The 18,623-nt window shown below is 37.7% G+C and carries 8 protein-coding genes; 6 read left to right on the plus strand and 2 right to left on the minus strand.

Annotation, left to right across the window (positions count from 1 at the left end):
• Nucleotides 1-158 precede the first annotated feature (158 nt).
• The 4 genes from H3T84_RS09440 to H3T84_RS09455 all read left to right on the plus strand — a co-directional run bounded on the left by H3T84_RS09440 (nt 159) and on the right by H3T84_RS09455 (nt 14,792).
• Complete coding sequence (locus H3T84_RS09440; protein WP_198218940.1) at nt 159-3,539, plus strand: PilC/PilY family type IV pilus protein; 3,381 nt, start codon at nt 159-161, stop codon at nt 3,537-3,539.
• Nucleotides 3,540-4,021: 482 nt separating this feature from the next.
• Nucleotides 4,022-7,378 (plus strand): PilC/PilY family type IV pilus protein, encoded by a 3,357-nt coding sequence (locus tag H3T84_RS09445; protein WP_198218941.1) that lies wholly within the window; start codon nt 4,022-4,024, stop codon nt 7,376-7,378.
• A gap of 363 nt (nt 7,379-7,741) precedes the next feature.
• Nucleotides 7,742-11,086 (plus strand): PilC/PilY family type IV pilus protein, encoded by a 3,345-nt coding sequence (locus H3T84_RS09450; RefSeq protein WP_198218942.1) that lies wholly within the window; start codon nt 7,742-7,744, stop codon nt 11,084-11,086.
• Between the two features lie 370 nt (nt 11,087-11,456).
• Nucleotides 11,457-14,792, plus strand: coding sequence for a PilC/PilY family type IV pilus protein (locus H3T84_RS09455; RefSeq protein ID WP_198218943.1), 3,336 nt, complete (start codon nt 11,457-11,459; stop codon nt 14,790-14,792).
• Between the two features lie 56 nt (nt 14,793-14,848).
• Here H3T84_RS09455 and ribA read toward each other — a convergent pair whose 3' ends face one another.
• Nucleotides 14,849-15,472 (minus strand): GTP cyclohydrolase II, encoded by a 624-nt coding sequence (ribA, locus tag H3T84_RS09460; protein ID WP_198218944.1) that lies wholly within the window; start codon nt 15,470-15,472, stop codon nt 14,849-14,851.
• 5 nt (nt 15,473-15,477) lie between these two features.
• Nucleotides 15,478-16,179: a hypothetical protein gene (locus H3T84_RS09465; RefSeq protein WP_174833614.1), complete on the minus strand. Its 702-nt coding sequence runs from the start codon at nt 16,177-16,179 to the stop codon at nt 15,478-15,480.
• A 309-nt stretch (nt 16,180-16,488) separates the two neighbouring features.
• Between H3T84_RS09465 and H3T84_RS09470 the strand changes: the two genes are divergently transcribed.
• The gene (locus H3T84_RS09470) at nt 16,489-16,671 is read left to right on the plus strand and encodes a hypothetical protein (protein WP_100117165.1); all 183 of its coding nucleotides are present in this window, start codon (nt 16,489-16,491) and stop codon (nt 16,669-16,671) included.
• 443 nt (nt 16,672-17,114) lie between these two features.
• Nucleotides 17,115-18,428 carry an SLC13 family permease gene (locus H3T84_RS09475; protein WP_198218945.1) on the plus strand — a complete coding sequence of 438 codons (1,314 nt, stop codon included), beginning with the start codon at nt 17,115-17,117 and terminating at the stop codon, nt 18,426-18,428.
• Nucleotides 18,429-18,623 lie beyond the last annotated feature (195 nt).

Consider the following 18,623-nt stretch of genomic DNA (forward strand, 5'->3'; position numbering starts at 1 on the left):
ACAAAATCTATCTATTTAAAATAATTCAAATTAAAACAATATACATACAGCTATTAATATTCATTTAAGTTATATAAAATAGTATATAATTAGGATAATTTATGTATAGAATTATCCTTATTAAATTTCACAAATCATCAAGCTGGAAACCAATTATTATGACATTATTATATATAAATAATAGAAAAATCCGACTTCGAAAAATATATAAATATTTATTAAGTGCTTTTGCTTTAGCATTAACCACACCGGTATCGGCAGGGGATAATGAGAATAAAGTAAATAAGGTAAATATATTTGCAGATATTCCATTGCATTTGCAAAACTCATCCACAACCAAAACTGCATATAGTGTCAAACCCAACATTGTATTTTTTATTGATTCTTCGGCCAGTATGATTGGAAAACTTAAGGGTTCATACAAATGCCGAACGCGTACATCCATTAAAAAAAATAGTAAAGATAAAACCATTGCATGGTCACCCTGGGGTGAATATAAGTACGGGTATGAAAAAAAGACAATTCCATCAAATAATAATGATAATCAATATCAATGCCAGGAAGCCACAAGATTAGACGGCGTAAAAGACGTTTTATTGAGTATTCTGGCTAATTATCGCAATGATATGTATTTTGCCTATCGCCCTTTAATTGGCACTGATGACCGCTATAATGAATTTTTCGAACCTTCTGATCCTGAGCAGTATAAAAAATTAACTAGTCTTATCAAAAATACCGTCGCGGCTGGTGGTACGCCTACAACTGCACAGTATCCAGTCATGGCCAGAAATCTGGTCATGAATAAGCTAAAGTACCGTTGTCAGAAATCTTATATCGTGCTGCTTTCTGATGGTGAAGCTGATGATACTTCTGCTAAATCAGACGTAGTGAAAGACGGCTATTTTGATGAAGGGCGTTCGGATGCTGAAAGATATGATTTCTTTGTTCGGGCTAAATATAAGAACGAAAATAAACCTAAGCGCTTACAATATTATACCAATACGCTTTACACCAAAAATTTTGGTCCGTATATCTATGAAAGTAAATTTTATACATCTGATAGTTTCGCAATTTATTCTTCAGCTAAAAAGCGCTTAACAGATGATGCCGGTCAACCATGGGATACTATAGACGAGCACACCAAACTGCCGTTTGAACAAAAAGCTGAGACCTTTACTATTAGCGTGGGACTGAAAGAGCCGAATGATAAGACAGCAACCGCAGCGGAAAAAATTGCTCGTGAATACCTGGAAAAAGGGGCTATGCCTGCCGATGGTAAACATAACTATAATGCCAATTCTCAAGAAAATATTATTCAGGCATTCAAAGATATTTTCGATAACATTAAAGGTGTTACTGAAACCACTAACACTACCTCAACAGCTACTGCACCAACTGTAGCCATATCCAGCTCAGAACAAGACAACCTGTCCATTACCGCAATCATTGAATCCGGCACATGGGGCAGTAAACTGTGTATCCGCCGAATCACTGATACTAATGACAGCAAATGCGCTCAACCTTCATACGGTAATCGCAAGTTATTATTGAATAATGGCACCGAAACTTATCTGTACTCTGCTAACCTGTCAGATTTGAATAATGATAATTTCAAAATAACCAATAATGGTAAAAATCAGTCTGAATGGGCTAATGGCTTACTGGCCTGGCTGAGCCGTTCGAAACCTGATGAGGATATTAAATCCGACAATTTTGAGCTGATATATCGTCAGCGAACTGATTCACCGCTTGCCGGATTTGGCGGAACCAGAGACATGGGTGATATTATTGATAATCCGATTATTACTGCCGGTAATCTGGATGGCGATTATCAGAAATATATGATTACCTCTGCTAACGATGGCATGGTATATGTTTTCGGCGCTACTAATAACGCCAATTTTTATGATCTGAAATTCAATTTCATGCCGATGAATATTGAGCGGCAAAGTAATGATGGTTCTGACCTGGTATCGCATTATTACAAAGATCTGGTTAATGAAAATTATGGTAAGAGCGATAAGTATCCGCATCGCTTCCTGTTAAACGGCGGTATGGTTGTTCAGCAAACTGAACAAAGTGTTGACCCGGCAACAGGTCAGCTGCGTCCGCAACAGACATTCATGGTATCAACTATGGGTCAGGCCGGACGTGGTGCTTTTGCCATTAATATCGGCGGTAACGATCTGATTTCCAAAAATCCCATTGGCGTGGATAATATGGGCAATGCCGACTGGTATAAAAATATATCCTTGTTCCAAACCCCTACCGGTCAAAACAATTACATCGGATTCACTATAGGTACTCCGGCTATTGCCCGGCTAAGAGTAAATGAAGATCCGGATGCATCCCCTACTTCTGTAGCCAATCATATTCGTGAGGCTGCATTCATCAGTAATGGCTATAATTACTCCAGTACACTGGCCAACGATCATGCAAGCCATCCGTCACCGGAGTCTGCACTTTACATATATGATATTCTGGGCGTAGATGTCGGTACCGATGGTTACAAAAAAACTGGCTATAGCAAGGGAGAACTGATTGCCAAGCTGAGTCTGGAGCAGGATCCGGATTCCGATGAACGAACTGGCGGTCTTTCCAGCCCTACAGTGTTGGATATTGACAGAGATGGCGTTGCAGATATAGTTTATGCTGGTGATTATAGCGGCAATTTATATCGCTTTGATCTGAGGTCTCCGGATCCTAAACAATGGACTGTGCACAAAATATTTTCTGCGGGAGTACCTATCACTTCTGCACCAAGCGTCATTATGGTTAATGATGTAGATGCAAAAGGTAATAGCAGCCGCAAAAAAATGACCGCAATTATTACATTTGGTACTGGCAGCGATATATATCAGTCTGATTTAAACAATAAAGATCAACAAACTGTATATGGCATTTATGATAATCTGAATGACACCTCACCTACTGAAGTTAACAAATCAGCTCTGCTCGAGCAAGAATTAACCGCTTCAGGTGAATATCGTATGCTGACAGATAAAAAATTTGATCCCAAAGTACACCGTGGGTGGTTTTTCAATCTGGAAAACGGCACCGGTGAACGAGTTGTGAGCAAACCAGCTGTTATTTCCTATGCCGGAGCTGTTATTTCCAGAACATACGAAGTCAAAAAAGACAATAAGCTCGAAGATCCGTGTCAGGCAACTGAAAGCAAACAGGAAAGCGATGTTTATAGCGGAAGAATACAATATAACATCAAAACAGGCGGCCGATTAAAAAAGGGAGATCCTAATTTTATTTTTGACTCAAATGCTCCGTTTGGTTCATCTGTGACTATTCGTGGTTTGTATAGTTTTACCATTTCTTCAGCCGCTAATAGTGTAGAAATAGGCGGTAATCTGACTCAGACCCCATTGGAGGAAAAGCAGAGAAATCAGGAACTGGAAGATTGTACTCGGTCACCGATTGTGGGTGTTGATACTAACGGTAATACAATTACCATTAATGCTCCCAGATGTGCAATAAAATTCAAGCGTTTATCATGGAGAGAAATAAAACCCGGCTACAGTGACTAATTTAGCATTAATACAACAAACGGCTATTATTTACTAGCCGTTTTTTTATAATCATTTAATTATTATAAACCAATAATTTAAATATAAAATCCCTATAAATTTTTCTTTTTAAAACTCATTAAAGTTTATTGTTATAATTTTTATATACATTTTAAATATATTTAGTTTAACTTATTAATCTAAATATATTTTATAGTGAAATTTCCAGAATATCCAAATACCTGTACACAAAGCTATTACCATTATCATAAAGATTAACATTTTGTAAATAAAATAAATATTTATTATTAATAAATACATATTTACTTATTTTGCTGTATAAATAATTAATATTACTTATTATATAAATTTGTTAATTTAGTGATAAATTATGATTGAAAGTGTATAATTTCAAGAGAAATGATATAGATATAACACTATAAAGAGAGTGTTTTTACTTTATAAACTGGATATTGTTGTTATACCAATGGGGAGTGGCCAATATGCACCACAAACATGCAAAAAATAAAAAAGACAAATTTACTAAAGGGAGAAAAGCACTGTTTTCAGCAGTTACTGCTGCGCTGAGTGTTCTTCCCGTCTATCAGGCACAAGCAGCTGATAAATCACTCGCTAATATATTTGCAGATATTCCTCTGCATTTACAAAATTCATCTACAACTAAAACAGCTTATAGTGTAAAACCCAATATCACTCTGTTAATTGATGAATCAGGTAGTATGCATGAAAAACTGCAAACTAAAGAAGTAAAATGCCGGCACCGTAATTCTATAGGTAAAAACAAAAAAGGAAAAACTACATCATGGTCGCCCTGGAGTGAATATGAGTATATATATCCAAATGGAGCACCTGCTAGTAATAATGACAAACAATATAGTTGTAAACAATACAGAAAAATTGACGGGGTGAAGGATGTCTTGCTTAAGATCATTACCCAATATCGTGATAATATGTATTTTGCCTATCGCCCGCTTCTGGGTTTAGACGATCGCTATAATGAATTTATTGACACATCTATTCCTGAGGAATACGACAAACTTATTAACATCATAAAAAATACTACAGCCGGTGGTAGTACACCGACTACGGAACAGATTGCTGTTGTAGCCAGAAATCTGGTGATGAATAAATTAAAATACCGCTGCCAGAAATCCTATATTGTGTTGCTTACAGACGGCGAGGCCAATAATCAATATGCAGAATCAGATGTCAAAGTAGATGGATATTTTGATGGAGAAACAACAGATGAGGAGAGAAAAAAAATTTTACACAGTGATGCACAACGCAAAGTAGAACGTTTGGCATACTATACACAAAAACTTGCCAAAAAGAATTTTGGTCCTTATATCTATACTAATAAACTTTACACTAATGATGGTAATGCTTTTTATAATGTTCCTAAACGCACAACAGATAATGCCGGACAACCCTGGAACTCCTGGGATGAGATAAACAAAAAAACCTTTGAACAATATGCTGAAACATTTACTATCGGGTTTGGGTTAGGTCAGAAAAATACCAGTAAAAGCAAAATTGCTATTCCTTACCTGGAAAATGGTGCTACTCCTCCCGGTGAACACCCTGTCGGTAATTTTTTCAATGCTAATACTCAAGAAGAAATCATTAATGCATTTGGTGATATCTTTGAATCAATTAATGGTTCACAGGATTCTCAAATTACTACAACCACATCGACAGCACCTACCGTAGCCATATCCAGCTCAGAACAGAATCAACTGTCTATCACTGCAACCGTAGAATCCGGAGCATGGAGTAGTAAAATCTGCATCCGCAAAATCACTGATACTAATGACAGTAAATGCGCTCAACCTTCATACAGTAATCGCCAGTTATTATTAAATGACGGAACTACAACTTATTTATACTCTGCTAACCTGTCAGCCTTTAAGAATGATGACTTTAAGATAGCTAATAATAATGGCAAAAATCAGTCTGAATGGGCTAATGGCTTACTGGCCTGGCTGAGCCGTTCTAAAAACGACGCCTCTATTAAAACTGACAATTTTGTACTCGATTATCGTCAGCGGACTGATTCACCGATTGCCGGATTTGGCGGAACCAGAGACATGGGTGATATTATTGATAATCCGATTATTACTGCCGGCAATCTGGATGGTGGTCTTCAAAAATATATGATTACCTCTGCTAACGACGGCATGGTATATGTTTTCGGTGCTACCAATAACGCCAATTTTTATGATCTGAAATTCAATTTCATGCCGATGAATATTGAGCGGCAAAGTAATGATGGTTCTGACAAGGTATCGCACTATTACAAAGATCTTACTCATAACGAGTACGGTAAGAACAGTGAGCATCCGCATCGCTATCTGTTAAATGGCGGTATGGTTGTTCAGCAAACTGAACAAAGTGTTGACCCGGCAACAGGTCAGCTACGTCCGCAACAGACATTTATGGTATCAAATATGGGTCAGGCCGGACGTGGTGCTTTTGCAATCAATATCGGCGGTAACGATCTGGTTTCCAAAGAGCCCGTTGGTGTGGACAATATGGGCAATGCCGGCTGGCATAAAGATATATCTTTGTTCCAAACCCCTACCGGTAAAAACAATTACTTTGGATTTACCATAGGCACTCCGGCTATTGGCCGGCTAAGAGTAAATGAAGATCCGGATGCATCCCCTACTTCTGTAGCCAATCATATCCGCGAGATTGCATTTATTAATAATGGCTATAATTATTCCGATACACTGGCCAGCGATCATGCAAGCCTGCCCTCTTCAGAATCTGCACTTTATATATATGATATTCTGGGTGTGGATGTCGGTACTGACGGCTACAAAAAAACCGGCTATGACAAAGGGGAACTGATTTCTAAGTTAGCTATTGAACAAGATCCCGATTCTGAAGATGAAGAAGATGAAAAAGCCACTGGCGGTCTTTCCAGCCCGACAGCAGTAGATGTTGACGGAGATGGTGTAGTAGATGTTGTTTATGCTGGTGATTATAGCGGTAATTTATATCGCTTTGATCTGAGGTCTCCCAACCCTGATAAATGGACTGTGCATAAAATCTTTTCTGCCGGAGCACCTATCACCTCTGCTCCTGGTGTTATTCGGGCTAGTAACAATAAGAAAGAAGGAACTGTTATTGTTACCTTTGGTACTGGCAGCGATGTATATCAGTCTGATTTAACCACCAAAAATCAGCAGACTGTGTATGGCATATATGATAATCTGAATGATACCGCACCCACTGAAGTCAACAAATCAGCTCTGCTCAGGCAGGAATTAACTACTTCAGGTAACTATCGTATGTTGACGGACAACAAGTTTAATCCCAAGGTGCATCGTGGCTGGTACTTCAATCTGGATAGATCTACTGGTGAACGGGTAGTAAGTAAACCGGTTATAATTTCCTATGCAGGAGCTATTATTTCCAGAGCTTACGATGTTAAAAAAGATAATAAACTGGAAGACCCATGTCAGGAAACTGTCAGCGAACAAAAGAGCGAAGTTTACAGCGGAAAAATACAATATAACATCAAAACAGGTGGCCGATTAAAACAAGGTGATCCTAATTTTGTATTTGATAAAGAAGCTCCGTTTGGTGCAGGTACCATTACTTTAGGAATGTATAGTTTTACCATATCCAATTTTAATAATAATGTCGATATTGGAGGTTCTGGGACTCAGTCACCATTGGATCCTGATGGAAAAAATTATGAAGAATGTACCCGCTCTCCTGTTGTGGGTGTTGATACAGAAGGGAATTTAATCAACATTATTGTACCTAAATGTCCAATTAAATTTAAACGCTTATCCTGGAAAGAAGTTAAAAACAGTTATTTCAATTGATTGAACATTCTGACAAAAACGGCTGATTATTCAGCCGTTTTTTTTATATTTTAAATACTGTAAATCAATCATAAACAGAACAAAAATAAATTTATCAAATATTATTAATTTACACTTTGAAAATAATTAAATATTAATAAGTAATTTATATAAATAATAAATATTATAAAATAATATATAAAATATATATTTATATTAAATATAAATTTATTAATATAATAATATTTTGCAAATCTTTACTATAAAAAAGAGGGTTTATACTTGATTAAGGCCGGATGTAAGAGAGAAAATATATAAAGCTTTAAATTTTATACAACAAAACAGATTAAATATTGTTGTTACACCATACGGAGAGTAACCAATATGTACCATAATTTTGAAAAAAATAAAAAAGGCTCATATTACAAAGGCAGAAAGATCCTGTTTTCAGCTATTACTGCTGCACTGAGTACTTTTCCTGTCTGTCAGGCACAAGCAGCTGATAATACCCTCGCTAATATATTTGCAGACATTCCTCTGCATTTACAAAACTCATCAACAACTAAAACAGCTTATAGTGTCAAACCCAATATCACTCTGTTAATTGATGAATCAGGCAGTATGAATGAAAAATTGCAAGGAGATTCTCGTAAATGCAGAATTAGAACCCGAATTGTAGACAAACGCGGACGGCTCACGTGGTCGCCATGGAGTGCTTATCAATATGGCTTTGATAACAAGGACATTACAAATACTGATGATACACAGTATAAATGTAAGTTATATACCAAAATGGAAGGTGTCAAAGAAGTTTTAACAGATATCATTGCTCAGTATCGTGATAACATGTACTTTGCCTATCGGCCGCTTTATACTCCTGAGAAGGATGTCAATAATGAATTTATAGATACTTCCATTCCGGCCAATTACGATAAATTTATTAAAATAATACAAACAGCTACAGCCGGGAGTGGTACACCACTCACAGAACAAACTGCCGTTGTAGCCAGAAATCTGGTCATGAATAAATTAAAATACCGCTGCCAGAAATCCTATCTTGTGATACTTACTGACGGTGAATCTAATAATCAGTATGCAACTTCAGATGCGGATGCGGATGGATATTTTGATGCAGGAACAATTAAAAAAAACAGAGACAGCTTTTTTCAGGGCAGTACCTATGGCACCAAAATTCAGCGTCTGAAATATTATACCAATACACTTGCCACAAAGAATTTTGGTCCTTATATTTATAGTGCTCCATTTTATAAAGAAAATGGTAATAAAATTTATTTGGCGTCTAAGCGCACGACCGATGATGCCGGACAACCATGGAATGCTATAAACCAGCTCACTGGTCAGCCTTTTGAACAAAAAGCCGAAACCTTTACTATCGGTGTGGGACTGGGTCAAAAACATAACAACATAGGCAATATTGCGATTGATTATCTGGAAAACGGCGCTATGCCTGCCGGTAATTTCTTTAATACCAACTCTCAAAAAGAAATTATTGATGCATTTGGTAAAATCTTTGAATCGATTAAAGGTTCACAAGAAACCACAACAACCACGACCACATCTACTGCACCTAGTGTAGCCATATCCAGCTCAGAACAGAATCACCTGTCTATCACTGCAACTGTAGAATCCGGAACATGGAGTAGTAAAATCTGCATTCGCAAAATTACTGATACCAATGACAGTAAATGCGCTCAACCTTCATACGGTAATCGCCAGTTATTATTAAATAACGGTACCAATACTTATCTGTACTCTGCCAACCTGTCAGCCTTTAAGAATGATGACTTTAAGATAGCTAATAATAATGGCAAAAATCAGTCTGAATGGGTCAATGGCTTACTGGCCTGGCTGAGTCGCTCTAAAGATGATGCCTCTATTAAAACTGACAATTTTGTACTCGATTATCGTCAGCGGACTGATTCACCGATTCCCGGATTTGGCGGAACCAGAGACATGGGTGATATTATTGATAATCCGATTATTACTGCCGGTAATCTGAATGGCGATTATCAAAAATATATGATTACCTCAGCTAACGATGGCATGGTATATGTTTTCGGTGCTACCAATAACGCCAATTTTTATGATCTGAAATTCAATTTCATGCCGATGAATATTGAGCGACAAAGTAATGATGGTTCTGACCTGGTATCGCATTATTACAAAGATCTTACTAATAACGAATACGGTAAGAACAGTGAGCATCCACATCGCTATCTGTTAAATGGCGGTATGGTTGTTCAGCAAACTGAACAAAGCGTTGACCCGGCAACAGGTCAGCTGCGTCCGCAACAGACATTTATGGTATCAACCATGGGTCAAGCGGGACGCGGTGCTTTTGCCATTAATATCGGCGGTAACGATCTGGTTTCCAAAGAGCCCATTGGCGTGGACAATATGGGCAGTGCCGGCTGGTATAAAGATATATCTTTGTTCCAAACCCCTACCGGTAAAGACAATTACTTTGGGTTTACCATAGGCACTCCGGCTATTGGCCGGCTAAGAGTAAATGAAGACCCGGATGCATCGGCTACTTCTGTAGCCAATCATATCCGTGAGGCTGCATTTATCAGTAATGGCTATAATTATTCTGAGACCCTGGCCAGCGATCATGCAAGCCTGCGCTCTACAGATTCTGCACTTTACATATATGATATTCTGGGTGTGGATGTCGGTACTGACGGCTACAAAAGAACCGACTTTAACAAAGGGGAACTGATTGCCAGATTGGCACCTGAACAGGATTCTGAGGATGATGATAAAGCAACTGGTGGTCTTTCCAGCCCGACAGTAGCGGATGTTGACGGAGATGGTGTAGTAGATGTTGCATATGCTGGTGATTATAGCGGCAATTTATATCGCTTTGATCTGAGGTCTCCGGATCCTAAACAATGGACTGTGCACAAAATATTTTCTGCTGGTGCACCTATCACCTCTGCACCCGGTGTTATTCTGGCTAATAACGCAGGCAACAATGCCAACAACAAAGAAAGGACTGTTATTGTTACCTTTGGTACTGGCAGCGATATATATCAGTCTGATTTAAACAATAAAGATCAACAAACTGTATATGGCATTTATGATAATCTGAATAATACCGCACCAACTGAAGTCAAGAAAACAGCTCTGCTCAGGCAGGAATTAACTACTTCAGGTAACTATCGTATGCTGTCGGACAAGAAATTTGATCCTAAAGTATACCGTGGCTGGTATTTCGATCTGGATAGTAGTACTGGCGAACGGGTAGTAACCAAACCAGTGACTATCTCTTATGCCGGAGCTGTTATTTCCAGAGCTTACACTGTTAAAAAAGATAATAAACTGGAAGACCCGTGTCAGATAACTGTTAGCGAACAAAAGAGCGAAGTTTACAGCGGAAAAATACAATATAACATCAAAACAGGTGGTCAATTAAAACGAGGTGATCCTAATTTTGTATTTGATAAAGAAGCTCCGTTTGGTGCAGGTACTTTTACTCAGGGAATGTATAGTTTTACCCTGACAGATGTGAATAATAAGCTTGATATCGGTGGTAATATGACTCAGTCGCCATTAACACCTAATCCAAAATCTTTAGAAGAATGCACTCGTTCACCTGTTGTCGGAGTGGATACAGAAGGAAATTTAGTCACCATTAATATACCTAAATGTCCAATTAAATTTAAACGCTTATCCTGGAAAGAAGTTAAAAACAGTTATTTGGATTGATTGAGCATTCTAACAAAAACGGCTGAATATTCAGCCGTTTTTTTTATGTTTAAACTATAAAATTCGTTTATAAATTTAATGAAAATAAAAATATATTAAATATTACAAATTTTTATTTATTTAAATAACAACAATCATATAGAAATAATTATACTCAATTTGAATTTAACGTATAGTTTTTCATAAAAAACAGATATATAAAACAAAATTCAATCTTATTAATGCCATAATAATTAACATATTTTTACCATAATAAAAGATATTGATACTTGAATAAATATGAATTCAGGAGAGACAATATATAAAGCTATAAATTTTATACAACAAGCATATTAAATATTGTTGTTACACCACAGGGAGAGTAACCGAGATGTACCATAATTTTGAAAAAAATAAAAAAGGCCCATATTTCAAAGGAAGAAAAATTCTGTTTTCAGCTATTACTGCTGCACTGAGTACTTTTCTGGTCTGTCAGACTCAAGCTGAATCCAATATATTCGCTGATATTCCGCTGTATTTGCAAAATTCATCTACCATCACTACTGCGTATAGCGTTAAACCCAATATAACTTTATTAATTGATGGTTCAAGCAGCATGAAAGGTGGAATTACATTCAAATGTAAAGTTCGTACACCTGTAAAAAAAAATAAGAAAGGCATTACCACTATCTGGACACCAAAACCAAAGGAATATCAGTATGGCTTCAGTCCTAAACCAACTTCTACAAATGAAATTTGGTATGATGATTGCAAGAAAGAAACTACTAAACTTGATGAGGTCAAAGATATCCTCCTGAATATCCTGGAAGATTATCGTAATGACATGTATTTTGCTTTTCGACCATTGAAAAATGCTGATGATAGTACTATTGAATTTCTTGATACTTCAATTCCTGAACAATACACTAAAATGGTCAAAAATATAACAGATGCTGAGGCTGGTAGTGGTACACCTCTGACACGACAGATCCCCGTTGTAGCCAGAAATCTGGTCATGAACAAATTAAAATACCGCTGTCAGAAATCTTTTCTTGTGGTACTTACTGACGGTGAAACTGATAATCATTATGCTAAATCAGATGCTAATGTAGATGGCTATTTCGATGAGGGACAAACAGAAGATGATAGAAAAGCATTTTTCAGATATAATGATCCGGTAACTAAACCTCAACGTCTGAAGTACTACACTGAAAAACTTGCCTCAAAGAATTTTGGTCCCTATATTTATAATTCTTTATTTTATGATAAAACCGGTCACGAAATAATTACAAAGAATACAAAACGCACAACCGATAATGCCGGACAACCGTGGAATGCTATAAACCCGTTAACTAATCAGCCTTTTGAACAAAAAGCTGAAACTTTCACTATCGGCGTAGGTCTGGGTATAAAAACTGATAAAAAATCTAATATAGCTATTGATTATCTTGAAAACGGCGCTATGCCTGCCGGTAATTTCTTTAATGCTAATTCGCAGAAAGAAATTCTTGAAGCATTTAATAAAATCTTTAAATCGATTAAAGGTTCTCAAAAAACCACAACCATAACGTCCATATCTACTGCTCCAGCAGTAGCTATATCCAACTCTGAGCAGAATCAACTGTCCATCACCGCCACCACTGAATCCGGCGCATGGGGCAGTAAACTGTGTATCCGCAAAATCACTGATAATAATAACAGTAAATGTGTTCAACCTTCATACGGTAATCGTCAGCTATTATTGAATAACGGTACCAATACTTATTTGTATTCTGCTAATTTATCAGCTTTCAAAAATGATAATTTCAAAATAGCTAATAATGGTAAAAATCAGGCTGAATGGGTCAATGGCTTACTGGCCTGGCTGAGCCGCTCTAAAAACGATGCTTCTATTAAAGTTGACAATTTTGTACTTGATTATCGTCAGCGAACTGATTCAGCGCTTGCCGGATTTGGTGAAACCAGAAACATAGGCGATATTATCGACAATCCGATTATTGCTGCCGGTAATCTGGATGGTGGCCTTCAAAAATATCTGGTAACCTCTGCCAATGACGGCATGGTATATGTTTTCGGTGCTACCAATAATGCCAATTTTTATGATCTGAAATTCAATTTCATGCCGATGAATATTGAGCGGCAAAGTAACGATGGCTCTGACCTAGTATCGCATTATTATAAAGATCTTACTAATAACGAGTACGGTAAGAACAGTGAGCATCCGCATCGCTTCCTGTTAAACGGCGGTATGGTTGTTCAGCAAACTGAAAAACGTACTGACTCCAAAGGTAAGCTGCTCCCGCAACAGACATTTATGCTATCAAATATGGGTCAGGCGGGGCGCGGTGCTTTTGCCATCAATATCGGTGGTAACGATCTGATTTCCGGGCTTCCAGTTGGTGCAGACAATACGGGCAGTAATGGCTGGTATAAAGATATCTCCTTGTTTCAGACCCCTACTGGTAAAGACAATTACCTTGGATTTACTATAGGTACCCCGGCTATTGCTCGTCTAAGAGTAAATGAAGATCCTGATGCATCGGCCACCTCTGTAGCCAATCATATTCGTGAAGCTGCATTTATTAATAATGGCTATAATTATTCTGAGACACTGGCCAGTAATAATTCAGGTCATACCTCTTCGGAATCTGCACTTTATATATATGATATTCTGGGTGTAGATGTAGGTACTGACGGCTTTCAAAAAACCGACTATAACAAAGGAGAGCTAATTGCCAAACTCGATCTGGAACAAAATTCTGATCAACAGCCTGGCGGTCTTTCCAGCCCGACAGTACTGGATATTGACGGCGACGGTGTGGCAGATATTGTGTACGCCGGTGATTACGGTGGCAATTTATATCGCTTTGATCTCAGATCACCGGACCCTAGTCAATGGACTGTACATAAAATATTCTCTGCCGGTGCGCCAATTACCTCGGCTCCGGGTGCTATTCTGGTTGAAGACCCAAACAATAATGGTAATAACAATAGTAAAAACCCGACTGTAATTGTTACATTCGGTACTGGCAGTGATGTGTATCAATCTGATTTAAACAACAAAGATCAGCAGGCTGTATATGGCATATATGATAATCTGAATGATAAAGCACCAACTGAAGTATCAAAACAAGCTCTGCTCAAACAGCAATTAACTGCTGCAGGTAACTATCGTATGCTGTCGGACAACAAGTTTGATCCCAAGATACATCGTGGCTGGTATTTCAATCTGGAAAGTGGTACCGGCGAACGTGTAGTAAGCAAACCAATTGTTATTTCCTACGCCGGAGTGGTTTTCTCCAGAGCATACGACGTTAAAAAGGACAATAAACTGGAAGATCCGTGTCAGGTAACTGAACGTAAGCAGGAAAGTGATGTTTATAGCGGAAAAATACAATATAACATCAAAACAGGCGGAAGACTGAAACGCGGAGATCCCAATATTGAATTTGATCCAAACGCTCCTTTCGGCGCAGCTCTTACAGTTAAAGGTTTGTATGGTTTAGCTTTATCCAATTCAGATACTATAAAAGGTTTAGATATTGGCACTAATGGAACACAGGGTTCATTGATACCTGATCCTGATGCAAAAAAGGAAGAATGTAGCCGTACACCTGTTTTTGGTGTCGATTCGAATGGTAATAAAATTATCATTAACATTCCCAAATGCTCGATCAAATTTAAACGTTTATCCTGGAGAGAAGTGAAAAATAACTATACTAGCTAATCTGATATCATAAAATAACGGCCAGTAAATACTGGCCGTTATTTTAATTTTGGATTTTAATTAGCAAAGTGTCCCATTTTTTCCATTTTAGTCTGCAGATAATGCTGGTTTTCAGGATTCAGACCAACATGTAAAGGCACGCGATTTGTAACATTGATACCCAGTGCTTTGAGCGTATCAACTTTCTGCGGATTATTGGTCATTAACTGTATAGACTGTACTTTAAGATAATCAAGAATATATTTGGCTAGAGTGAAATCACGGGCATCTATCGGTAAGCCTAAAGCCAGGTTGGCTTCTACAGTATCTAATCCTTCATCCTGAAGTTTATAAGCCCGGATTTTGTTGAGTAAACCAATACCGCGACCTTCCTGGCGTAAATATATAATCACGCCTTTTCCCGCCTGCTGTACGGTTTTCATCGCAGCTTCAAGCTGGGGGCCGCAATCACAGCGCCGGGAAAATAAAGCATCACCGGTAAGACATTCAGAATGAATTCGGCCAAGTATATCTTCTCCTGTAGAAATATCACCTACGGTAAGAGCAATATGTTCCTGCCTGTTGCGTACATCTTCAAATCCATGCATGGTAAATTCACCCCATTGCGTTGGCAAACGGCAGGAAGCAATAAAGCGTACAGGACTATGATCTTTGATATGGCTTTGATGTAATGTTGACATAGTATTTATCCCTTGATATGTGCTACAGCATCATGCAGATTATATAATAGTGGCGTCGCCACCATAGCCAGAGCAATCCACTCAATCAGTTCCGTATCAGTAATAGCATCAGGCTGCTGATGAGCAGCATACAAAACACCAAGTATCTGCCCCTGATCACCGCTAACAGGAACAGCCAGTTGTGAAGCTGAGTTCTGTTTTCCGCTCAGGCTGCCATCATTCAGCCACGATTGCACATCATTTACCTGATTCAACCAGCCTGTAATGGCTGTGCGTGCAAATAAATATTGATTTATCTGCTGCTGATCGCATTTCAATATAGCCGGAAGCTGGCAACCACGAGCCAATAGCCGGAATAGCTCCCCTGCTTCATCATTTCCTTCATATAAATATAAAGCAAATGTATCGTTATGATGTCGGCTTGCTACCGAGTCAAGAGCCAGATACAACTGACGCAAGGTATAGGCAATGTTATCCTTGGATGTAAATAAGTCTGCCGGATGTGTTTGGCGCAGTGCGTTTGTATTTAAATTAAATTTTTCAGCCAGACTAAATCCGTTTTCCTCATACCATAACACAGACAGATCTATTTCTGCCTGTGCCAGCTCCAGTACAGATTGTGTAGCCAGCATTGCCATCTGTATTTCTTGTACTGGTAATTTCAATCCTTGTGTTTGCAGGTAATCACGCACTTGAGCGCATGTCATACACATCCTTACTTTTTTCTTTGCAAACAGTTATTGTAACCGAAAATGATGCTGAAACCGGATATAACAACATTTCAACCATATCAAAAATAGTCACTGTGCTGCTCAGGTATTTCTTGATCCAGGTGAAGCAGCTATTATCTTTAAGTGTATCTTCAGTAGCCGGTGAATAAACCGGCATTAATGTCACTTACTTGGTTAAATTAGTTTTATTAAATTAAATTCAGATTAAGTACTTGTATTATTTATATTTTAAACCAATAATAAACTCACCGTAGATTCACGGTAATAATTGAAAAGGAGCTGTATATGAGCAATCTGAAACCCGGTGATAATTCCGGTACAAATGGCGGGATTTATCAGGAAGTTGATCAGCATGGTCATGCTTTGGAAAATTATGCAACTATTAAAGACCATGAAAAAGCACCTCCTACTCAGCATCCGGGTAATAGCTGGCAATTAAAAAACCGGACACCTGATGGTAAACATTAAATTTGTTTCTTGCTTCTAAGCCATCTGGTTAGGTAATCATATAATTGCAATTAATAATTTATTTCAGACAATTTTATGACGATATAATTTACCAGATGGCTTTCTTTATTTCTTATAAAGTTTTTATTACACTATTTATTACACTAGTTGTGGCTTTAAGAAAAATATTTTCCGTCTAAACTGAAAACAAAACTCAAAAGTATTCTTCAAAAAAATAAATTTATTGCCATCTTAATTAACATAAAAAAATTTTCTTATACTTCTATTTACATTAAAAGCTCCTTTTTATATCATCTGATATGTATTAATTACTACTAAGTAAATAATTGTTTTATAAATATAAAGATTACATAATTTATTCCATTTGGATAATAATTATTTCTAAATCAAAACGCTCTTCAGTCAGGAATAAATATTATTGCTATTAAATGTCAGGACAACTTATGAACTTACCACAAATTTTATCGCTTATATTACTGGTTGTGATTTTGGTTCTGGCAGTCTGGCGACATGTCAATATTGGTCTTTTAGGTTTTAGTGCTGCGGCTATAATGGTTATGGCAACAACTGCAATTGCTGATGGTTCTGATACATATACAGTCTTAACCAGCAAGGATGTACTCAGTCATTTTCCCGGAGCTATTGTAACGCTGTTAATCGGTGTGTCCTTACTTTTTGCTCATCTGGAAAAAAGCGGTGGCTTAAGCTGGTTTACAGATCAGATTTACGCAAAAATGGGGCATCGCACTAATATTGTTCCTTGGATCGGCTATTTTATCGGATTTGCGATTTCGACAGCCGGTGCCTTTTCTACGGCATCGATAACGTTACTGGTCCCGGTTATTGCTGCTTTAGGCAGAAAACACCCCAGATTATTTTTTATCTGTGAAATGGCAGCAATTATTGGTGCCAATACCGGTGCACTTTCACCTATTAATCCTACTGGTCAGGTTATTCTGGATGCAGCAAAAAAAGCACATGTTGAGTATAGTCCGTGGCTAGTCTGGTTTCTGGGAATGTTAATCAGTTTTGTGCTGGTTATTGCCCTGCAAATTGTATTTCAGGATAAAAGAGTAGTCGAAACAAATGATGCTAAAGCGCCTGAAAAAGGCTTTGTACTGCTGAAACCAATTAAACAGGAAAATGGTGATAACCATCAGTTACAGCCATTTTATGCAATCTGTTCTACTATTGCGGTATTGATTTTTCTGATATTAGTGATATTTGCTAAAGCCAATGTCGGTCTGACTGCTCTGACGCTGGCAGTAATTATGATGCTGTTTTTTACGCAGCAAAGTAAAGATTTTGTGAAAAAAATCCCATGGAATGCTGTAGTGGTTATTAGTGGTCTGCTGGTTTTCATCGGTACAATGATGCAGGTAGATACAATGAAAGCGGTAGAACAAGGTCTGCTCAGTATGACCAGCAGTAAAATTGCTTTATTGTTTATGCTCGCTTACCTGACTACGTTCCTGAGTAATGTGGAGTCCTCTACTTTAGGTGTTATCAGCTTGATGATTCCGATGGTATTTACGATTTTTGGCGATTCTCCGCAAATCTCTTTGATTCTGACTGCCTGTGCGGCACCAGCTATGCTCAGTGTCGTTAACCCGATTCATATTGCCGGTACTCTGGTGGTAAGTGTAACCGAAGAAAAACAGCAGGAAATGATGTTTAAACGTTTACTGATTATTGCCTTTGCTACTGTACCGTTTTTTCCCGGACTAGCTATGATTGTTCCGGCTCTGATGATGTAATATCAATATTATTTAAAAACGCTCTGTTTTAAAGCAGAGCGTTTTATATTTCTGCACAGCAGATATTTATCTGCCTGTTAAATATTCTTTAAGATGATTTGGATTCAGCCTGCTCTTTTCCAAAGGCTGTTTTGCTTATTAATGCTGGCTGACGGAACAGACAGCTAGTCTGTTTGCAAAAAACCAGTTAACAAG

This window comes from Snodgrassella sp. M0110 (genome assembly GCF_016101465.1).
GTDB lineage: Bacteria > Pseudomonadota > Gammaproteobacteria > Burkholderiales > Neisseriaceae > Snodgrassella > Snodgrassella alvi.